Source organism: Pontibacillus halophilus JSM 076056 = DSM 19796, from assembly GCF_000425205.1.
In the GTDB taxonomy this organism is placed as follows: domain Bacteria; phylum Bacillota; class Bacilli; order Bacillales; family BH030062; genus Pontibacillus_A; species Pontibacillus_A halophilus.
Genome location: NZ_AULI01000009.1, coordinates 93,321 through 113,139, shown reverse-complemented (window position 1 = coordinate 113,139; position 19,819 = coordinate 93,321). Strand labels below are relative to the sequence as shown.

29 protein-coding genes are annotated in these 19,819 nt (G+C 42.0%); 16 read left to right on the top strand and 13 right to left on the bottom strand.

Going from position 1 to position 19,819, the window contains the following annotated elements:
* Positions 1 to 60: 60 nt before the first annotated feature.
* Entirely contained in the window at positions 61 to 828 is a 768-nt protein-coding gene (gene fadH, locus H513_RS0110500; RefSeq protein ID WP_026800706.1) for a 2,4-dienoyl-CoA reductase, read from the bottom strand.
* Between the two features lie 126 nt (positions 829 to 954).
* Between fadH and H513_RS0110495 the strand changes: the two genes are divergently transcribed.
* The 5 genes from H513_RS0110495 to H513_RS0110470 all read left to right on the top strand — a co-directional run bounded on the left by H513_RS0110495 (position 955) and on the right by H513_RS0110470 (position 3,846).
* On the top strand, positions 955 to 1,830 hold the full coding sequence (locus tag H513_RS0110495; RefSeq protein WP_338049001.1) for a metallophosphoesterase: 876 nt from the start codon (positions 955 to 957) through the stop codon (positions 1,828 to 1,830).
* Positions 1,831 to 1,880: 50 nt separating this feature from the next.
* Entirely contained in the window at positions 1,881 to 2,204 is a 324-nt protein-coding gene (locus tag H513_RS21250; protein WP_231572104.1) for a penicillin-binding protein, read from the top strand.
* Between the two features lie 124 nt (positions 2,205 to 2,328).
* Positions 2,329 to 2,961 carry an SCO family protein gene (locus tag H513_RS0110480; RefSeq protein WP_026800703.1) on the top strand — a complete coding sequence of 211 codons (633 nt, stop codon included), beginning with the start codon at positions 2,329 to 2,331 and terminating at the stop codon, positions 2,959 to 2,961.
* 102 nt (positions 2,962 to 3,063) lie between these two features.
* Complete coding sequence (locus H513_RS0110475; RefSeq protein ID WP_051239885.1) at positions 3,064 to 3,570, top strand: YkyB family protein; 507 nt, start codon at positions 3,064 to 3,066, stop codon at positions 3,568 to 3,570.
* 69 nt (positions 3,571 to 3,639) lie between these two features.
* Entirely contained in the window at positions 3,640 to 3,846 is a 207-nt protein-coding gene (locus H513_RS0110470; RefSeq protein WP_026800701.1) for a hypothetical protein, read from the top strand.
* A 36-nt stretch (positions 3,847 to 3,882) separates the two neighbouring features.
* Here the strand turns inward: H513_RS0110470 and H513_RS0110465 are convergent, their stop codons facing one another.
* The 3 genes from H513_RS0110465 to H513_RS0110455 form a co-directional block, all read right to left on the bottom strand.
* Positions 3,883 to 4,791: a chemotaxis protein gene (locus tag H513_RS0110465; protein WP_026800700.1), complete on the bottom strand. Its 909-nt coding sequence runs from the start codon at positions 4,789 to 4,791 to the stop codon at positions 3,883 to 3,885.
* A 181-nt stretch (positions 4,792 to 4,972) separates the two neighbouring features.
* A complete protein-coding gene (locus H513_RS0110460) occupies positions 4,973 to 5,185 on the bottom strand; it encodes a PLDc N-terminal domain-containing protein (protein WP_026800699.1) in 213 nt (70 codons plus the stop codon).
* An 82-nt stretch (positions 5,186 to 5,267) separates the two neighbouring features.
* Positions 5,268 to 5,588, bottom strand: a complete 321-nt coding sequence (locus H513_RS0110455) for a hypothetical protein (protein ID WP_026800698.1) — start codon at positions 5,586 to 5,588, stop codon at positions 5,268 to 5,270.
* Positions 5,589 to 5,753: 165 nt separating this feature from the next.
* On the opposite strand from H513_RS0110455, the gene H513_RS0110450 reads away from it, so the two are divergent.
* Positions 5,754 to 6,497: a ZIP family metal transporter gene (locus tag H513_RS0110450; protein WP_026800697.1), complete on the top strand. Its 744-nt coding sequence runs from the start codon at positions 5,754 to 5,756 to the stop codon at positions 6,495 to 6,497.
* A gap of 124 nt (positions 6,498 to 6,621) precedes the next feature.
* On the opposite strand, the gene H513_RS0110445 is transcribed toward H513_RS0110450, so the two are convergent.
* Positions 6,622 to 7,491: a patatin-like phospholipase family protein gene (locus H513_RS0110445; RefSeq protein WP_026800696.1), complete on the bottom strand. Its 870-nt coding sequence runs from the start codon at positions 7,489 to 7,491 to the stop codon at positions 6,622 to 6,624.
* A gap of 144 nt (positions 7,492 to 7,635) precedes the next feature.
* Positions 7,636 to 7,773 carry an FbpB family small basic protein gene (locus H513_RS21245; RefSeq protein ID WP_154655227.1) on the bottom strand — a complete coding sequence of 46 codons (138 nt, stop codon included), beginning with the start codon at positions 7,771 to 7,773 and terminating at the stop codon, positions 7,636 to 7,638.
* 102 nt (positions 7,774 to 7,875) lie between these two features.
* Here H513_RS21245 and H513_RS0110435 point away from each other — a divergent pair, with 102 nt between their 5' ends.
* Together H513_RS0110435 and H513_RS22095 are read left to right on the top strand one after the other, a co-directional pair.
* Positions 7,876 to 9,039 (top strand): aminotransferase A, encoded by a 1,164-nt coding sequence (locus H513_RS0110435; RefSeq protein WP_026800695.1) that lies wholly within the window; start codon positions 7,876 to 7,878, stop codon positions 9,037 to 9,039.
* Positions 9,040 to 9,076: 37 nt separating this feature from the next.
* A complete protein-coding gene (locus tag H513_RS22095; RefSeq protein ID WP_420804737.1) occupies positions 9,077 to 9,196 on the top strand; it encodes a DUF6254 family protein in 120 nt (39 codons plus the stop codon).
* Positions 9,197 to 9,260: 64 nt separating this feature from the next.
* On the opposite strand, the gene H513_RS21605 is transcribed toward H513_RS22095, so the two are convergent.
* A complete protein-coding gene (locus H513_RS21605) occupies positions 9,261 to 9,449 on the bottom strand; it encodes an aspartyl-phosphate phosphatase Spo0E family protein (RefSeq protein WP_036769939.1) in 189 nt (62 codons plus the stop codon).
* A gap of 94 nt (positions 9,450 to 9,543) precedes the next feature.
* Positions 9,544 to 9,735 (bottom strand): aspartyl-phosphate phosphatase Spo0E family protein, encoded by a 192-nt coding sequence (locus H513_RS0110420; RefSeq protein WP_036769941.1) that lies wholly within the window; start codon positions 9,733 to 9,735, stop codon positions 9,544 to 9,546.
* Positions 9,736 to 9,943: 208 nt separating this feature from the next.
* On the opposite strand from H513_RS0110420, the gene H513_RS0110415 reads away from it, so the two are divergent.
* The 3 genes from H513_RS0110415 (at position 9,944) to lepB (ending at position 11,772) form a co-directional block, all read left to right on the top strand.
* Positions 9,944 to 10,756 (top strand): ATP-grasp domain-containing protein, encoded by an 813-nt coding sequence (locus tag H513_RS0110415; RefSeq protein WP_026800693.1) that lies wholly within the window; start codon positions 9,944 to 9,946, stop codon positions 10,754 to 10,756.
* 66 nt (positions 10,757 to 10,822) lie between these two features.
* Entirely contained in the window at positions 10,823 to 11,170 is a 348-nt protein-coding gene (locus H513_RS0110410) for a PilZ domain-containing protein (protein ID WP_026800692.1), read from the top strand.
* 80 nt (positions 11,171 to 11,250) lie between these two features.
* Entirely contained in the window at positions 11,251 to 11,772 is a 522-nt protein-coding gene (gene lepB, locus H513_RS0110405) for a signal peptidase I (protein WP_026800691.1), read from the top strand.
* A 166-nt stretch (positions 11,773 to 11,938) separates the two neighbouring features.
* On the opposite strand, the gene H513_RS0110400 is transcribed toward lepB, so the two are convergent.
* From H513_RS0110400 to H513_RS0110390, 3 genes are all read right to left on the bottom strand, one after another.
* Complete coding sequence (locus H513_RS0110400) at positions 11,939 to 12,073, bottom strand: YvrJ family protein (RefSeq protein ID WP_026800690.1); 135 nt, start codon at positions 12,071 to 12,073, stop codon at positions 11,939 to 11,941.
* 64 nt (positions 12,074 to 12,137) lie between these two features.
* Positions 12,138 to 12,353, bottom strand: a complete 216-nt coding sequence (locus H513_RS0110395; RefSeq protein WP_026800689.1) for a DUF2922 domain-containing protein — start codon at positions 12,351 to 12,353, stop codon at positions 12,138 to 12,140.
* A 23-nt stretch (positions 12,354 to 12,376) separates the two neighbouring features.
* On the bottom strand, positions 12,377 to 12,601 hold the full coding sequence (locus H513_RS0110390; protein WP_026800688.1) for a DUF1659 domain-containing protein: 225 nt from the start codon (positions 12,599 to 12,601) through the stop codon (positions 12,377 to 12,379).
* Between the two features lie 420 nt (positions 12,602 to 13,021).
* Between H513_RS0110390 and H513_RS0110385 the strand changes: the two genes are divergently transcribed.
* The 3 genes from H513_RS0110385 to H513_RS0110375 are packed head-to-tail and all read left to right on the top strand — an operon-like array spanning position 13,022 to position 16,078.
* Entirely contained in the window at positions 13,022 to 14,137 is a 1,116-nt protein-coding gene (locus tag H513_RS0110385) for a hypothetical protein (protein ID WP_026800687.1), read from the top strand.
* A 23-nt stretch (positions 14,138 to 14,160) separates the two neighbouring features.
* Complete coding sequence (locus tag H513_RS0110380; protein WP_051239883.1) at positions 14,161 to 15,291, top strand: S1C family serine protease; 1,131 nt, start codon at positions 14,161 to 14,163, stop codon at positions 15,289 to 15,291.
* Between the two features lie 43 nt (positions 15,292 to 15,334).
* Complete coding sequence (locus H513_RS0110375) at positions 15,335 to 16,078, top strand: sulfite exporter TauE/SafE family protein (protein WP_026800685.1); 744 nt, start codon at positions 15,335 to 15,337, stop codon at positions 16,076 to 16,078.
* Here the strand turns inward: H513_RS0110375 and H513_RS0110370 are convergent.
* Both H513_RS0110370 and H513_RS0110365 read right to left on the bottom strand, forming a co-directional pair.
* On the bottom strand, positions 16,071 to 16,487 hold the full coding sequence (locus tag H513_RS0110370) for a hypothetical protein (RefSeq protein ID WP_026800684.1): 417 nt from the start codon (positions 16,485 to 16,487) through the stop codon (positions 16,071 to 16,073). The genes H513_RS0110375 and H513_RS0110370 overlap by 8 nt on opposite strands.
* 46 nt (positions 16,488 to 16,533) lie before the next feature.
* Entirely contained in the window at positions 16,534 to 18,213 is a 1,680-nt protein-coding gene (locus H513_RS0110365) for a diguanylate cyclase domain-containing protein (RefSeq protein ID WP_026800683.1), read from the bottom strand.
* Positions 18,214 to 18,394: 181 nt separating this feature from the next.
* Here H513_RS0110365 and H513_RS0110360 point away from each other — a divergent pair, with 181 nt between their 5' ends.
* Together H513_RS0110360 and H513_RS0110355 are read left to right on the top strand one after the other, a co-directional pair.
* Entirely contained in the window at positions 18,395 to 19,153 is a 759-nt protein-coding gene (locus tag H513_RS0110360) for a carotenoid biosynthesis protein (RefSeq protein ID WP_051239880.1), read from the top strand.
* Positions 19,137 to 19,799 carry a lysophospholipid acyltransferase family protein gene (locus H513_RS0110355; RefSeq protein ID WP_026800681.1) on the top strand — a complete coding sequence of 221 codons (663 nt, stop codon included), beginning with the start codon at positions 19,137 to 19,139 and terminating at the stop codon, positions 19,797 to 19,799. Before H513_RS0110360 ends, H513_RS0110355 begins: the two co-directional genes overlap by 17 nt.
* Positions 19,800 to 19,819: the final 20 nt, after the last annotated feature.

Sequence of the window (19,819 nt, the reverse complement as noted above, 5' to 3'; positions counted from 1 at the left end):
CATTGCTTATATAGAGAAAGCCTCGCCTAAATGAAAAGGACGAGGCTTTCTTCTATTACGTTAGAACGGGAAATCATTTAGCCATTGCCCACCGTCAAGTGCAATGACCTCCCCATTCATGTAGCTTGCCTTTTCACTTAGAATAAAGGCAGCAAGTTCCGCAATCTCTTCTGGTTGCCCGTATCGTCCTAGTGGGACAGAGCGTAACGTACGCTTTGCAGCTTCCTCTGACTGGAATAGCTTATCAGCCCCTCCTGTACGTTCAATCGGACCTGGAGCAATTGCATTTGCTCGTATTCCGTATTTTCTCCCCCATTCAACAGCTAGTGTCCTTGTCATGGCTAGTACGCCCGCTTTAGCAGATGCAGAGTGAATGACACCCGCTCCCGCTCCCCAAGCATATGTAGCTACCATATTCAACACGTTCCCTTTAATGCCGTTCTGGATCCAATAATTCCCTACTGCACGAGTACAGTAGAACGTGCCATTCAACACAATATCGATAACTGCATTCCAGCCGTTCACAGATAATTCTTCTGCAGGTACGATGAAGTTACCAGCAGCGTTATTGACAAGATGATCAATAGACCCGAAAGCTTTCACCGTTTCATCGACCATTCTGTCCACATCCTCTGGATTACGGACATCCATTCGCACCGTTAAAACGCTTTCATTCTTTCCATTTGCAATTTCTTCTTTCGCAAGCTGTAAACGTTCTTCATCTCGCCCTGTAATCGCTACGAAGGCACCTTCTTCGACGAATTTCTTCGCCATAAACTTTCCCATCCCACTCGTTCCACCTGTTACAATCACAACTTGTCCTTTCATATTGCATCCTCTCCTTTCAAATAGAACATTCCATATTGAGACGAAGAATTCCTTTTCTTTGACACTGTTTTCTATTTTTCTCACTATCCTCATGGTATACTGCTTGCAAGATTGGGGGAAGTTCGAATGATGACAAGGCGTAGATTTATAAAGACAGGACTGAATAGCGTACTCTCTTTACTCGGCATTTCAGTGGCAGGCCTAGGCTATGCCAAATACATCGAGCCCCGCCTTTTTACGGTACGATCAGAGACCATCACTTCACCTCGTATTGCTCAACCATTAGATGGATTCAGAATTCTACAATTTAGTGATTTACATATCGGCTTTCATCTTGATGAAGAAAGACTGGAAGCAATTGTGTCACGGATCAACAACTATAATGTAGACATGATCGTGTTCACGGGTGATTTATTTGATGACCCTAGCAATTTGTTTCACCACACTTATGAACGTGTAGCTAGTCTATTAAACTCTATGAAAGCCCCCTATGGGAAGTTTTGGATTTATGGGAACCATGACCACGGAGGCTATGGCACAGAAGAAGTTAAGTCGCTTATGGACCGCGCAGGGTTCACACTCCTTCAGAACTCGTCCACATTAATCAAGATAAACGAGGAAGAGTTGTTGCTTGTTGGACTAGACGATGCATTACTTGGAGAACCGAACCTTGACCTCGCTTTACAAAATCAAGACCAACGTCCCTTCACCTTGTTGTTATGTCACGAGCCGGATTTAGCAGACAGCGTTCAACATTATCCAGTCGATGTTATGCTCGCTGGTCACAGTCACGGAGGACAAATACGTCTTCCCTTCGTCGGACCACTCGTTACTCCTCCACTTGCCTACACCTATACAGAAGGGCTTTATTCCATTGGTACAACAGGATTTCAATTGTATGTAAGCCGGGGACTCGGCATGACACGTCTCCCTTACCGATTCCTATGTAGACCAGAGCTCACGATTCACACCCTCAATTATAGGGACAGGCTCAATTCATAGGCTTATGACATATGATAAATGGATTCTTACTGAATGGAGGGGATAAGTCTATGAAGCAAACACCAATGCCCGTACCTATACAACCTTACCATCCGTACCCTGTACGCTCATACGAAGACCAACGTTTCTTCTTTGGAGGGCCTCTTCTACCTTTTGCAGCTGGTCTTGTAGCTGGCCCACTTCTCATTAGCGCTTTTGCACGACCTCCTTTTGTTGGTTATCCAGGAGGTTGTTATCCACCATACTGCGGCCCTGGAGGTCCTGGATATGGCCCCGGTTACGGCGGACCTGGGTATGGTGGACCTGGATATGGTGGCCCAGGCTATGGCGGACCTGGGTATGGCGGACCTGGGTATGGCCCTGGTCCTTACTAATCATGCATCCCCCTTCAGCTTGGGGGATGTTTTTCTGTTCATCGTTTTGTCATGGCTTTCCACATCAAAGAATGATAGAATATTCCAGTGAAACGGGTTGGTTTACTTAAAGGGGGAAATACGATTGAAGAAGCGGATGTTTACATACACAATCGTTCTCATTGGGGTTATGATTCTAAGTGCTTGCGGTTCACAAGATTCTGATAGCACTTCAAATTCAGGTGGACAAGCCGCTATGGCCGAGCCTGAATTCTCACGTGATGTTCGTTCATTCTCATTTACAAATCAAGATGAGGAAACGGTGAGCTTAGAAGATTTAGAAGGCACGTACTGGATTGCGGATATGATCTTCACTAATTGTGATACGGTTTGCCCTCCTATGACAGCAAACATGGCTTATCTTCAGGACCAAGTGGAAGAAGCAGGTCTAAGCGATGAAGTTCGCTTTGTATCATTTTCAGTAGACCCGACTGTTGATTCGCCGAGTGTACTAAAAGATTTCGCAATGAAGCATGAAGCTGACTTCTCTAACTGGGATTTTCTTACTGGATATAGTAATGAAGAAATTAAAGAGTTCTCCATTAAATCCTTCCAGTTACTTGTCCAGCATACAGATCAGTCTGACCAAGTCACTCACGGAACAAACTTTATGCTAGTCAATCCAGATGGAAAGGCGATTGAACGATATAAGGGAATGCAACGTGGTGAAATGGAGCGTATTGTAGCGGATTTAGAGAGTAAAATAGAGTCGTCTTAAAGGATAAAGGGACTTCCCTTTATCCTTCTTAGTTGAAAGGCTGTACACATTTCGTTATGATTGAACCAATTCAACTACAGCTATGAAAGGAGTGAGCGGTGATTGTCACAGTCAAGAAACAATAAGTCATATACCACCTCTCAAATTGCAGAAGCCCTCTTTGTCGTGAACAAACACGCTAAGACTGCTCCGGACCCGAGAGAATTGTACACATTAAAGAAAGAGGCAATCCAACAATTGCTTCGGAAGAAACAAGCCAAGAAAATTGGACTTCATTTCTCGAATGCTTCTAAATACAGCAAACAAAATTCTACGTTGCTCGTTCAAGTGGGCGATTACTACTTTCACATTCCACCAAAGCGAGAAGATTTCCAAGCACTACAACACCTTGGAGAAGCCAACCAAGCATATCGGAATCCAAAACCAAGCTTGTCTCTATCCCATGCCAAGCGTATATTACAGGCTTACCTAGGGAAGAATGGACAGAAACCCTCTAACCAAAATGCCTCGAGACGTTCCGTGCCTCATTCTTACCAATCTTCTATTTACAAGCCATGGGGGCAATTAGCTTCTTGGCAAGACCAACCCCATTACAAAAAGAAACGGTAGACCAGAACACATTTACACGTTTTCCCAGAACCAGAAACAGGAATAGAATGGCAAAGGGAGGCGTTTAAAATGAATGACATGAAAGAATTCTTATACCAGCTTCAACACGTTGTACAACTTTCCCAAGAGATGAAAGAAGCGTATGAACGACTCGGTGAAGGAGAGCAGCAAATTATCCGAAATCACGCTCCGTTCGGAGAAACTCCACTTCAACTCAATAAAGAGATTACCGAATGGTATGAGAACCTGTATGAACACTCTCAAACAAAAGAGTAAAGGAATCGACTGTATATCGATTCCTTTACTCTTTTTTTAAAGTACGAGTCTATCCATGTGTTCAACAAGCGAAGCAATTTCAGGCTTTGAGATTTGAGCATCTGCCCCTACCAATTCACCTTTATGGCGTAAGTCATCCGTAATTAGAGAAGAAAAGATGATGACTGGCAAGCCTTTAAGAGAATCCTCTTCTTTAATTCGTTTCGTTAGATGATGGCCGTCCATTTGTGGCATTTCGATATCTGTAATGACTAGTTGGAAATATTCTTCGATCTGCTTTTCTGTTGTGTCAAGTTGTAAGAGGTAGTCTAGCGCCTCTTTCCCATTCTCAAATGCGGTTACATTTTCATAACCCGCTTCATGCAACGTTTCTTCGAGCATGGCACGAAGCAAAGCGGAATCTTCCGCAATAAGCACTTGCTTATTCATCCGTTGCCGTTCTCCAAGTCGTTTAATTTGGTCTTTCTGGATAGTAGATTCCGGATGAATATTCGCAATCATTTGTTCGAAATCAAGCAAGAGGACCATTTCGTCATTTACTTTCACAACGCCGTTTACTTGCGTTTCTAAACCTTGATACATCTTGTCAGGTTTCTCAATGTCCCCCCAAGAAATCCGATGAATTTGAGTAACCGTATGTACATGAAACACAATTCGTGTCTGATTAAATTCTGAGAGAATAAACTTGTCATGTGCGGGTTGCTCTGAAGGCGGAAAGCCTAGCATATGAGCGACATCTACGACAGGTACAACCTCTCCACGAATATCCATAATCCCTTCTACAGAAGGATGTGAATGAGGAATTCTTGTGACGGGTACCGGAAGGAGAATTTCCTTAACTTTAATTACATTAATTCCAAATTTGTTAGCTCCAATTGTAAATTCCACTACTTCGAGTTCATTTGTCCCACTCTCTAGCAATATACCCTTTTGATTCATACTCATGACCTATCGTCCTTCCTATATATGACTCTACTTCCATTATAGATTGTTCGACAGTTTTTTCAATGTATTCTACTATTCCTTACTCAAGCTTTTACATACGTGACTCTTAGATGAAGAAAGTTATTTTATGAGTTGCCATGCCCAAAGATAAAAAAAGACAGACCCAAGAAGGTCTGCCTTGTTACGCTTTCCTTATAATTAAATAAATAATTAAGCCAATGACTGGGAAGAACAGCGTCCCTATTAAAATAATGAGCGCGTATTCTTTACTCTGTCCATTTCGCTGTGCATCTCGGTAAGCCCATATACTGGTGAAGATGTTCAACAGAAAGATGAAAGCACCGCCAAACAATAAAATGGTAAGAAAAACACCAAGTCCTGCAACAAGTTCCAAGTTTTCATTCCTCCTCTAAGTTGTGTATATCTTATTACGAATTCTATAGAGAAACGTTTCACTTCACATCCTATTCTTAAACTTATTTATTTACGTGCTTTCCAACCTGATGAGAGCCTGATCCTCGCATCAACAATTGCTTTCCAACTAGCACTAACCCAAGAACCAACAACGGGGTCATCCCATTTAACACGTCCCTTATTTCTACATAACCGCTACCAGTAACTCCTTGGTAAAGTTCAAACAGGACAAGAATACATAAATGACATAATCCTACAACAACATAGGTTAATGTGTTTGACCACTTAAGGTGGACGAGCCATTTCACAACCGGGGTAATGGCAACATAAAGGAATAACAAGGCAACCGAGCCAAAGAGAATGTGAAGATAAGTGTCTGACATTGTATTCGGGCGCCGCCATCTTATGTACGCACCCTATTCATCCTTTCTTATGCATGTAATTAGTAGTTAGTATAGTCAGTACGAATGACTTTAGACCGGTAGGATTAATACAATGCGTGGCACTCGCATAGGTTGTACAAATGAATGTTGAAGGATGCGATGAACATGCATGACATGTTACTAGGTAGCTTGCTATCAGCTGGAGCCACTGGACTCGGGGCTTTGCCAGTCTTATTCTTAAAGCAAATTTCACATACCTTCCGAGACATCTTACTCGCACTTGCAGCAGGTATTATGACGGCTGCGGTAACGTTCAGCCTAATACCAGAATCCCTTACACTCGGTTCTTTCTCACAGCTTGGCATCGGGATGTTGATTGGCGTAATGCTTCTAACACTCCTCGAACAACGAATCCCACATTTGCATGTAGAACAAGGGTCACCTAAGCAACTCGTTATTGATCATAAAGCCCTTCTTATTATCATGGCCATCACGTTTCACAACATACCTGAAGGCCTCTCTGTCGGCGTCAGCTATGCAGCGGATGATGGGGCTTTAGGGGAGCTTGTGGCAATGTCCATCGCAATCCAAAATGCCCCAGAAGGATTTATCGTAGCCTTATTTCTACTCCAACAACAGACTCCAAGAGGCTATGCCTTGCTGCTTGCAACCCTTACAGGAGCAATCGAAATCATTGCCTCTATCGGGGGCTTTCTGCTCACCTCAGTCATGGAGGGTTTAATTCCTTATGGACTCGCATTCGCAGCTGGTTCTATGTTATTCATCATCTATAAGGAGTTAATACCAGAAAGTCATGGGGACGGCCATGAACTTCAAGCTACCTATGCATTTTTAATTGGCCTGTTAGTCATGTTGTTCTTAACAAATGTGTATGGTGTCCACATCTAATACATAAGTCGCTCCTCCTTGATAGCGTAAGTTGCTTTCTTCACCAAGGAAAGCACATTCTCATCTTATATTTATCCATAAAGAAGCCAAAAACTCAGTTGTGGTTTTTGGCTTCTTTAGTATTCTATGCAAACTGTGCCGGGGTACTTGAAAGAAATTGCTTTAAAGCTTCTTGTTGGTGTTTCGCTTCTTCATAGCCCTGTTCATACAACGCATGAAGCTTCGCTGTATTTCGTTCAATCCGACTTACTTTCAACGGCTGCTGAGGTTGTATGATAAACAACTTCCCTTCCGCCTCAAGCTGTTCAAGGCGTTCAATCGTCTCGTTGTATCGTTTATGTCGAGTCGCTAACGCATGCAATAATGCTGGGTACTGTTTATATTTCCGTTTAATTAGCCAGGAGAACTTCATTGGTTCTTTCTTATAGCCTGGATTCCTTGTTAAGACCACTACATGCTTTTGGTTGCCAGCATCAATAGATGGTTGAATTGGGATTGGGTCAGCAATGCCTCCGTCCATTAACAGCCGCCCCCCATCTGAGATACTATCCGCAATAAGCGGCAACGAACTTGAGGCACGGACAAGCTTTAGTAAATGTGCTCGGTCCTGATACGTATCATAGTAAACTGGCTCTCCAGTCTTAATATCTGTCGTAGCAACGACAAAGGTGCCATCATAGTGTTGAAAGCCATCGTAATCGAACGGAACCAGCTTATTTGGCAACGTATCAAAGATAAAATCCATCCCGAACAGTTCACGCTTCGTAAATGCACGCTTGTAAGATATGTACTCTGGATGAGCTCCGTATCCCACCATAACATCATAGTTTCTTCCTCTTTGATTAGCAGCATAGGAACTTCCGTTACATGCTCCTGCGGATGCGCCAATACAGTAAGGAAATTGTATGCCTTCATCTAAGAAAAGGTCTAATACTCCAGCTGTATAAGCACCACGCATGCCTCCACCCTCTAATACTAGTCCAGTTTCCGTCATGTGAACCCTCCCTATTCCATCAGTCATAGTGATAGTATAACAAGGAATGACAATCCTTATAAACGATTTCAACTTGATGCATAACCAGTAGCAATCACCTGTTATGAACCGTATGAGTATGGTATCATCAACCCAGCTGATGAATTATATACGGCTTTCACCCGCTGCTATAATCTTATCGTCCATTTTTTCGTCGATGTAGTCGATTGCTTGCTGATCATTGATCAAAGCCTCTTTATTCTCAGCAATTAATTCTTCAAGCGTACGTAATCGCGGTCTCATCATCGCCAACTCCTTTAATGAATTCCGTGCCATTATAACAAGTGACATACTTAAGAAACGTTAAAATCGTATGAATAATATGTAAATATGAGGTGACCGATTATGGAAAACTTAATTAACCCGCAATTAAACAACATTCAAATTTCTGGAATACGTCGGTTTTTCAACATGGTTTCTGGGAAAGAGAATATGATCTCTCTCTCAATTGGACAACCCGACTTCCCTACTCCAGAGAACGTAAAACAAGCAGGAATCGAAGCGATTCAGACAAATCAAACCACCTATACACACAATGCAGGTATGCTCCCTTTAAGAAAAGCAATCTCGAGCTTTGTAAATGATGCTTACGGGCTTACTTATGACCCGGAATCTGAAATCATCGTTTCTGTTGGTGCTTCTCAAGCGATTGACGTAACCTTTAGAACAATCCTTGTCCCAGGGGATGAAGTGATTCTCCCAGGACCTGTCTATCCTGGCTATGAGCCGCTCATTCGTCTGGCTGGCGCTACACCAATACACGTTGATACAAGAGATTCTGGATTTAAATTAACAAAGGATAAGCTGGAGCAAGCCATTACAGAAAATACTAAGTGCATCGTACTTCCATATCCGTCTAATCCTACAGGTGCTACTTTATCGGAAGAAGAGCTGGCAGAGTTAGCTGCTTTCCTTAAAGACCGTAACATCTTCGTTCTATCAGATGAGATTTATTCTGAACTCGTCTATGAGGACAATCATCGCTCTATTGCAAACTACGAAGGAATGAAGGAGAAGACCATTGTAATCAACGGTTTGTCTAAATCACACTCCATGACAGGTTGGAGACTCGGCTATTCGCTCGCGCCTTCGTGGTTGCGTCAGCATATGCTAAAGGTGCACCAGTACAATGTATCTTGTGCCACCTCCATTACCCAACATGCTGCCTTGGAGGCTCTTCAGAACGGACGACAAGATGCTGTAGAAATGAAAGAGCAGTACCATCAACGCCGTGACTTTGTGTACAACCGTTTATTGAAGTTAGGGATTGAAGTTGAGAAACCGGGCGGCGCGTTTTACCTCTTCCCGAAACTTTCAATAGCAGGCCACTCTTCCTTTGACCTTGGTCTTGACCTTGTAGAGAAAGTAGGTCTTGCTCTAGTACCAGGAGATGCCTTTTCTTTATATGGCGAAGGTTACATGAGAATTTCATATGCCTACAGCATGGATGTGCTCGAGGAAGGAATGGATCGACTCCAAACCTATTTAGAAGAACATGTAACTGAATGATTCCTATCGCTTTCATCCATACTAAATTTGAGGTGAGATGATGAGCGATCAAAAGCGCCGACTAGAGCGAAAAAAACGTCAACGTAAAGAAAAACAAAATCCTCATGGAAAAGTGAAGAGCTTTGAGGAACTATCTAAAGAAAACCCAAACAAATAAGCAGAGGCCTTATGGCCTCTGCTTATTTTCACTTCTATTCGTGATATCATTCACATAATTTATATTAGTAATCTATACGGTCTGTTTTCATATACTCATAAAGATTTAACAAATCATCTAGCTCTTTGCTAATCGCCAATGATTCCATACTCGTTAACCCTTTAACTGTCGCAATTTGAATCATCTCTCTACGTAATCGCTCAATCCGATCACGAACCTGTTTAGGTGTCGTATGTGCTAAATGATTAGCCACAGCAGGGCCTCCTCCCAAACATCTTGGATATTTGTGTAATATTTTATCACAAATATGCCCTTTTGGGTACAAGCAATCCTTGTGCAACCGATTGTCATTTTAGAGTGATAACCTGATTCCGCATCCATTGCTGCTCATTCAAGAGCTGGTCTAAATCCTGACTAATATGTAAAGTATTCATGCTGTGAATGCCTTCTTTCATAGCAACCGCAATCATTTCTTCTCTTTTTTGTTTTATTTGTTCTTCTAAATGTGGATGAACCGAGATACTTCTCTCTCTTATCATGACTACTGTCTCCTCCATATCTCTCATCATGAATCGTAATTCATTATGCCAAATCCAACTAAAATTGTAAACAAATTCCCTAAACTTAGACAAAAATTCCATAACCTTTCATAGAATCGACATTTATTTTCAAAGTTTTATCTTGTCTTTTTATCGGAAATGATTATAATTTTCTTGAATAGAATTTGAAGGAAATGGAAGTGCATCAATGAACCTCATTACATTTCAGCCTTTCCGCACCCTTGGAGTTCCTGGGGTGTCTTATATTAAGCCTGATCGTACGTTACTAGAGTTAGAACGAATTAAGCAAGCAGATGGTGTATTATTCCCTGAAAGATGGCAACTCCCTATCATTAGTCATGGGTTGCGAAAGAAATTGTATCCAAGCTACGAGTCAATTATCCTCGGACATAATAAAATTGACATGACCCGAGCCTTACAAGCTATTATTCCAAGTATGCTCCCCTATACTGAAATCAAGGCAAATACAGAAGGGAATCGACGCATGATTCTTGATACGTTCCCTTTCCCATTTGTTATGAAAGAAAATCGGAGTTCAATGGGAGACGGCGTATTCCTAATCAAGAATGAGAAAGATTTCTTCACTTATACAGAGAACATCGGTGACATTCTGTATGTGCAAGAGTACATTGAATGTGATCGAGAGGCACGTGTATGCGTTGTTGGAGGCAAAGTCTTTAGTAGTTACTGGAAAGTATCGGAGCACAATGCGTTCCATCATAATATAGCAAAAGGCGGTACAGTTAGCTTTGATTCTGTACCAAGGGATTTACTCACACTCGTACAATTCATTGTAGATGAGTTAAACATTAACCATGCAGGATTCGACGTCTTATATGTTGAAGGAAAACCATATGTCCTCGAGTTCAACGTCTTATTCGGCAATCAAGGGCTGTTAAAGCAAGGGAAGACAGTGGAACAAGAAATATATGACTATGTGTTTCATACATTTAAACCACTCTCCCCTTCTCCAGGATCATTTGACAAGCATATCTCCTAAACTATTCAACTAAGGTTAAAACTGGTATTCTAGTAGTATGTAAATACAACTACGGAGTTGATTAGAATGTTCTATAAACGAAACGAGCCATTTCGCTATACATTCGGCTCTCCAATCGAGAGCTCGATTGAAGTTGAACAGGAAGAGAAGAAAGAGACATATACTGTAGCAATTCACGACCTTAGTCAGACAGGAGCAAGAATGGAACTGCCTACAGCAGTTGAATTAAGTAACAACACCCCCCTCTTCCTAACATTTACGCTAATGGAAGAAACATTTGAAGTCAGAGGCACGACGATGTGGACGAAAGAGATGGGACGAACAAAATACGTAGGGATTCATCTAGATCCAGACGATGAATGGAAGAAACGGTTAGTCAACACGTTGAAGCAATACGCTCGTAAACACATCTAAAGAACTGCTGAAGGATAATTGCACCTTATGATAGAATGAAGGCAGCTTTTATTTCATAGCACGAGAAAGGGAGAGCGATCTTGAGCAAAAGCGCTAAGAAAGAGATACTCGACTGGGGAAAAGCGATCCTCTTTGCACTTGTCCTAGCTTTTTTAATCCGTAATTTCATCTTTGCAACATCCATTGTTGAAGGTAAAAGTATGGACCCAACATTAGAAGACGGTGAACGGGTAATGTATAATAAGTTCGTTTATCTGTGGGACACTCCAGAACGAGGAGACATTGTCATTATTGAACGTCCAACGAAAAACTACGTTAAGCGTGTAATCGGACTCCCTGGAGATAAAGTAAAAGTAAACGGACATGAACTATATGTAAATGGGGAACGCCAAACTCAAGCCTACTTAGAGGAATCAGCTATTCAAGATACAGCTGACTATAGTGAAGTGACTGTACCAGAGGGACAGTATTTCGTTATGGGTGATAACCGTTCTATTTCGAAAGATAGTCGGAATGGCCTTGGCTTTATAGAACAGGAAGAGATAATTGGGAAATCAGAATTTGTGATTTACCCATTCAATGAGGTAAGTAAAACGAACTAACATAACTTACGCTTGTAAAGAATAAGAGTTTCTTTACAAGCTTTTTTTATTGTAGAGAGCGTACCAATCCGCGTAGAATCTCATGCACATTTACTCAAATAAACAAGGCTGACGAGAACCTCCCCGTCAGCCTACATCTACTCATTAGACCAGAGTAGCCATGGTATCATCGTAATTGCTCTGCTAATGTGAATATGCATTCTGAAAGTTGATCAAGCTTTGTCTCGACACGGTGTAATAAATAAAATGTCACCGCTACAGGAAAGCCAATCTCAGGAATCCATGACATCCATTGTTCCACATTAACCCCTCCTAATCATAGAAAGGGCGTAGAGAGTAGCCCCCTCTACGCCCTTCGTTTATCATTACAGTTCAAATTCAGTTATTTCATTTTGCACAAGTCTTGCTTCTTTCTTTCCAACAAAGTCGCCAGATGAAGTCATGAAGATGTTCTGAGCGACGATTTCATCCATAACCGTCTGTAGTTTACTTACATCAATGGGTTCTATTGGCTGATCTAGCGTAAACGTTGCGGTTTTGTTGTCCGCTGTTAAGAATTTTAACTCTAGCCTCTTTTGCATGGGGTCCTACGCCTCCTTCAAGATTATTCGTTCTCGAGTACATCAGATACATCTGTCCGTTTCACTGATGACAAAGTTAGCTGCTGTAAAGAAGCTAACGATTGTGCGACAGACATCAACTGATCAGCTGTTACATCAGTCTTGATATTGCCAAATGACTTGGTTTTAAAGGTCATGTTGCCCTTCTCGTCTAACCCGCTTTCAAATACAAGCTTTAAATTTGAACTTGTGAGTAATTCATTTGCCATGTTCTCTCCCTCCTTTCACTCCTATAATCGTCATAGCGAAAGGAAAAGGGGTCTAATTATCTGCTAACATTTCTACACCTAGTGTTCGTCGTAGAATTGCTTCTATAAGCGATAACAGTAAAAAGGGCAGTCACCTATACGTGACTGCCCTTTCTCGTTATGCTCTTTTTGTTTTCGACTTGGCGTGGTCAGTGAAGCAAAGTACGACATTCGCGACTAGAACCACACAACAAACCCCAAATAAGATCATCTCCATTTGTCCATACACCCCCTACTATGTACAAATGCACTCTTATTGTACCAAATTCTCTCCGTCTAACACTAGCTTCTCTAAGAGATAGAATTACATTTATTGGTGAGTCCCTGTTTCTATTTATGATACACTACTAGTATCCTTTTTCAAAGAAAGTGGGTGATGGGATGGCTTATTGTCCCTACTGCGGCACACACATTAGCTACAAGAACGAGAAGTATTGCATAGCATGTGGAGAAACTTTACCTACAGACCTTGGCCAACGATTACATGAAACAACAAAGTGGTGGAAAGCTCCTCTACTAGCCTTCACCGTAGCAATAGTAGCCATTATTAGTACATATAGTTACGGATCCTATGCTAAGAGTGCTGCTCTACAAGCCTTTCAAGATGGGGAGTCCCTTGCGTTAGAAGGAGATTACCAACAAGCAGGAGAGAAATTTCATAATGCCATGTCTACATCTACATTCCCAGCTGCAAAACTAAACAAACAGCTCATCAATGCTGTATCACAAGCTTACTTACACCTCAACCAGGCAGAGGAACATACAACTAATGGCGACTTTCAAGATGCCTTCGCATCAGTTGACAAGGCAGAGAAACAAGTCAGTCTCTTTACCGGGAAATTGGTTGACAGAGTCGTGACGGATATCGTGTCCACTAGAAACCAAATCGCCATTCAGTCCATCCAGGCTAAGCTTGATAAAGAGCCATCTATTCAGGAGTTAAAGGTGCTATTAGCTCAAGCAGAACAAATACCTGGCTTTGACAGTAATGATGTCGAAGAAACCATTCGTGAACGAATCATCCAGTTCGTCTATACCCGAGCAAACGACCATTTGATACAACGGGAATACATAGAAGCGCAAGAATTAGTCGAAGATGCCTTGTACTACACACCAGAGAGCTCAAGACTCAAGAACCTTCAGCAAATCGTGACGGAGGAACAAATCGCTTACGAAATTGGAAATAACAATCCAAAACGTTCGAGTTTAAAGGAAGATGAGAATAGCTCACCTATTCAGATCACGAAGAAGGAAGCCACAATTAATCCAGACGGGCATGTCCGCGTGACCGTCACCTTTAAGAATGAAGCAACCGTTCCTCTTTCTAGAATTGGCATCCAATATGTCTTAGAAGGTGAAACAGAATCGACCCAGAGTGTATACGCAACCCCAGCTGAATTACAGCCAGGTGAAACCGGAACGTTCACCTACATCCATCACGATTTACATCATGAGCACTCACTTTCTCTTATGGAAGTATATTGGCATAGTAGCTAGACAACGAGAGGATGATCGTACAGATGAAGAGGAATACCTTATTACCTGTTCTTTTAGCTAGTTTCATAGTCGCATTAGGCGGTGCAAGTGCTTATCTCCTATTCGACCATACGACCAACGATACAATTGAAGCCACCTCTTCCATTGGTGAGAAGGTTTCCGAGAATTCGTCCTCTCCTGCTACGGATTTAAAATCTCTCATTTACCGTGCTCAGCAGACGGTTGTCCAAATTGAAGCAGAAGACGATACTACGGAGAAAATAGGCAGTGGGTTTCTATATAACGGGAAAGGCGATATTATTACGAATGCCCATGTCATCAAGGATGCGAGCACTATATATGTAAAGACGGCTGATACGAAGACTTATCCAGCTGCGGTATTAGGAATGAATCAGGAAGTCGACGTGGCGGTCATACGAGTACCTCAACTGGCAAACCGCGTGCCAATGGAACTATCGAAAGACCAAATTGGAGAAGTTGGGGACGAGATTATTGCAATCGGTTCCCCGCACGGCTTTCAAAACACAGTTACAACTGGAATTATATCAGGAAAAGAGCGAAACTTCTCAATTGGTAGCTACTCATACGAGAATGTATATCAAATCTCTGCGCCTATTAGTGAAGGAAATAGCGGAGGTCCGTTAATCCAGCGTGACACTGGTGAAGTGATTGGTATAAATTCTGCTAGGTCTGAAGGAACATCAATTGGATTTAGCATCCCCATTTCGAATGTTCTTGACGATGCTGTGACGTGGACGAGCGAAGCAGCAGACAAACAACTTGTGTACGATCGCTTAAGTGAAACAGATCCCCCATCAACGAAACAGATGGCTAAGGACGCTCGTTCTCTTATCCAATTCTTCTATCAAAGTTTGTCACTACGAGACTATGAGAGCGCCTATCGCCTGTTAAGTTCCGATTGGCAAGAAGAAGTAAGCTATGAGGATTTTCGTAACCACTTTGCTACGATAACAGAGATTTCGATTCAATCTATGGATGTAAACTTCATGACAGAACAAGAAGTACGCGTCATCGTTAAGACGAATCAGACTTTAACAAAGGATGGGAAACAAGCGAGGTATAACGGGACTACATCGTTCCACGTTAAAGCAGAAAATGGGCAACTAAAACTCATGTCAGCCGATCAAAAATAAAACATGCCATCGATCAAGAGAACTTTCAGGGAGTGAATAACCTTTGGACGTAACGACGCTTTTACTCATTCTTATTGTAGGAATGGGGGCAGGATTTATGAACATTTTAGCTGGGGGTGGGTCTTTATTAACACTCCCCTTACTTATCTTTCTTGGCCTTCCAGCTGCACTTGCTAACGGAACCAATCGAGTAGCCATCGTGGTTCAAAATCTCGTAGCACTTCGGTCCTTTCATAAGAAAGGACTTCTCCTTTGGAAACAAGGGTGGCTTTACGGCATTCCAGCTACGATTGGCACCATTATTGGCTCCTTACTAGCAGTGGAAATCCCAGAAAGTTGGTTTAATCGAATATTGTCTATTGTGATGGTTGTCATCTTAGGAACATTATTTATTAAACCGAAGAACGGTCATTCACCGGCTCCTATGACGATGACGAAGAAGGTCTTAATGGCTCTGGCCTTTATTCTAATTGGTTTGTATGGTGGATTCATACAGGCAGGCGTAGGCTTTATCATTGTTTCCTTGCTCCGCTTCACCTCTTCCATAGACCTTGTTAAGATTAATAGTTTAAAGGTTCTAATCGTAACCATCTATATCTCATTCTCTCTTGCTATTTTCATTGTGAAAGGTCAAGTGCACTGGGGATATGGCCTTACTCTCGCAGTCGGAAATAGTCTTGGAGCTGCACTTGCTGCTAAAGCCGCCATCCAAAAAGGAGAAGGCGTAATCAAAGTTGTCATCGTCATTGCCGTCATCATCATGAGCCTTAACCTTTGGTTCACGTAAAGGAGAGACGAACGGAAAGTAAGTCCTCGCCAACAACAATGACGTTCCAAGATGTGGCTGGCACGGTATAAGGTTTGCATGTCAGTACCTCCGTACCATCCTCATCTTGAATAATTGTGAAGGGTACGTCCATTGGAGCACATAGTAAGAGAGGTGTTGAATGGGTTTCATAAGTAAGACCCTTTATGAAACGGTCACCGTAATGAGCCGATACTGATAGACCCGAAAGTGCGGAGGATAGATGAACAAATTGCAGCCAAGCCTCCCCTATTGGCGGCGCTTCTGGAATCGGCAATGAATACCTTTCCCCCTTCCCCATTTGAAACAAGAGTGCTTTATCCTTTAATTGAGGTACACATTGTTCAGGGGGATGACCATCCAGCAATCGTCGATACTCAAGCCATTTCATTTAGATCCCCTCCTATTCAGTCTACCGTATGAAAAAACCTCATCGCTTATGAATCTAGCCATGAGGAGTACACATATTCATTTTTTCCTTGTGCTTTCGCGGCATAAAGGGACCGGTCTGCTCGATCAAGTAACTCTTCAGCATTATTAGCTTCATCTGGAAACACACTAATTCCTATACTGAAAGAGAAAGTAAGTCGTACATCTCCAATTTCAAAGGGGGTCTTCATCGCTTCTAGAATTCGGTCAGCTACTTTAATTGCTTCATGTGGGGACTCAATCGTAGCGAGAAGAATCGCAAATTCATCTCCCCCTATCCTCGAAACCAGGTCTTCCTCTCTAACAACACTTGTTAGGCGATTTGCTAGTTTGGTTAGCAGCTGATCTCCTATAAGATGTCCATAGGCATCGTTGATTCCTTTGAAGTGATCACCATCGAGATACAACAAACCGATCTTAGAAATTGGTTGTCGTTTAACGCGTGCGACCGCTTTCTTAAGTATATTCTTGAACACACGACGGTTCGTCAGCCCAGTCAATTCATCCGTATAAGCTAACACCTTCAATTGTTCTTCTGCGTCTTTCCGCTTCGTAATATCTCTTGAAGACGAGACAAAGTGGTGTAGGCTCCCTCCCTCGTCTCGAACGAGCTTAATATTGGCTTCAGCCCACAAGTAGCCTTCTGTCTTTGTATGGATTCTGTATTCAAACGTTTCATTTTCAATTGATGAGGTTGGATTAGAGAATTTAGCTCGAATAGCTCTCATGTCTTCAGGATGAACATAATTTACGATGGAGTCTCCAGCCATCTCTTCTGGTTTATACCCGAGAACAGCTTCATGAGAAGGCGACACATAGGTCATTGTTCCATCTGGCTGGATTAATTCAACTAAATCTTGCGTGTGAGTCGCAATTAATTCGTACAACTGTTCAGTTGCTGTAAATGCATCTCTCGTTCGCTTCTCTTCTGTAAGATTCTGAATAATGGCGACTGCCCCCGCTGGTATCCCTTCGTCATCAAGGATGCTCGTAAAGGCAATCGATACATAAATGGGCTGTCCAGCTTTCGAATACCATGTTGTTGAATATCGGGGGATATTCTCACCCTCTCTTAACAGAAGAAAGTATTCATTGATTGAATCCCCTTCATGGCCTTGAAGTGAACTCAATTTCTGCTTTATAATTTCATTCTTGTCGTATCCTAACATCTCATAAAAAGCGGGATTTACAGTAAGGATTCGTTGGTCGAGGTCGAAGATCACAAAGGCTTCTTCAGCATTATCCATAAAGGAATAAAACAAGCGGTCCGTTTGCCTGTTAAGCACATTTTGTTGCCTAGCGAATACTTTTGTGAACGCAACAACATGAGTTACGTCTTCACCTTTAAACACTGGAATTAACTCTGTTCGAGCTTCTAATTTCCCGTTACTTCCAACAATAATGTCGCTGTATTCTACAGCTCGCTTTTCTTCTAGTGCTTGTTCATAATGGTGTCTAATATAGGACACATCACCTTTAATAAGCACTTCTTCCATCGGCTTACCGAAGCACGATTGGGTTAGTCTGGAACGCTCTAAACCTTCTTGATTAACATATTCGTATATAAAATAAGGGCCCTCATCATGAAAAGCCACCTTCATTATAAACACACTATCACTTATGGCTCTTGCAAATTGTTTAACTGTAGGAAGTTGCAAGAGAGTCAAATGGGTTGGGTAGATTTTCATCTTCGTCTCTCCCTCTACATCACAAATCAAATAGCTTTCGTCATTCTATTTAGTACTTCCATCATAACATATCGTAATTTCCAAACGACATTCCTTTGTATGGGCGACAGCACACAATGATTCAACAAATAGGTCGAAACGTTATACAATGATATTAATTGAAGGAAAGGAGTCAACTCTTATGATTTGGATTTATCGCGTGTTTCTCGTATGGTATGGTTGTGGGTTTATCCTACTTACATTTGATTTAATCCCAAAGCAGCTTGAATGGTCCAATGCTGTCTTCCTTATATTAGCAGGTATAATTGGATTTATTTACTTCACCCATACATATAAATGGAAAGGATTCTTCTACAGCTCTGTCGTGTTTCTTGTCAGTATGATCGTTGAGCATGTTGGGACAACTTATGAAATTTGGTTTGGAGATTACTACTATACAGAAGACTTTGGGTTAACCATTGGGGGGGTCCCCATTACTATAGGTTTTGCTTGGGTGATGGTAATGGGCGGCGCCCATGTCGTTAGTAAGCAGTTGACAAAAAGGATGCCAACTCATTTCCGCTATATCGTGTTTCTATTATTAGGCGGGTTCATGGCAGTCGGTATTGATCTAATCCTAGACCCAGTTGCCTATCAAATCAAGGAGTACTGGATTTGGGAGGAGTCAGGAATCTATTATGATATTCCACTCTCGAATTTTACTGGATGGTTCTTCTTAGCCGTAGTATTCCAACTATTCGCCTTGCCACTTCTTACACACACCGCGACTTCACAGTGGGATAACCGAATCATCGTTGTGTTTATGGGGACGGCAATTATGTTTATTTGGTTAGCTTTATTTGGCGGCCTTTATTTGGCAGCACTCCTAACTATCGTTGTACTTGGTATGCCATTATTACTCTATGTAAGGATGAAGCAGATTCATGATACCAGCCAATAAAAGCCCTTTGTTTGAATGGGTGTTTCATAAATTTAACTCATTCTTTCTAAAGCGGCACTTTCAACATATTTATGTCACGGGAGAACCCCCTCTCAGTAGGGCTAGAAGTCTATTTCTAGTCAATCACAGTACGTGGTGGGACCCTCTTGTCATTTTCTTGCTCAATCGGACCTGTATTAGAAGCGATGCTTATGCCATGATGAGTGAGGAAGGTGTCCAATCGTTTCCGTTCTTTCGTCGACTTGGCGCCTTTTCTGTCAACCAAGCGAGTCGAAGAGATATTCTCGCCTCACTACACTATGCAGAAGAACGGCTTCAGCATGAACAAGCCGTTTGGATGTTTCCTCAAGGCGAAGAGCAGGCACTCGAGATTCGCCCTCTTCGCTTTCAGAATGGCGCGAGTTATGTCATGGATAAGGTAAGCAATGGGACAGTTGTTCCCATTGCTCTCTATTATACATTCCAAGGCACAAGAAAACCGAATGTTTATATTTCAATTGGAACTGGGATTCCATTCTCAAACTTTGTTCATATGTCTAGAAGGGAAAGAACAACAAAGCTTGAAGACATTCATACATCGGTGCTTGACGACTTAAAACAACAAGTGGTCAATGGGGATACCCAACATTTCCAACAACTACTATAAGAAGGAGTGTGCTATGTTCT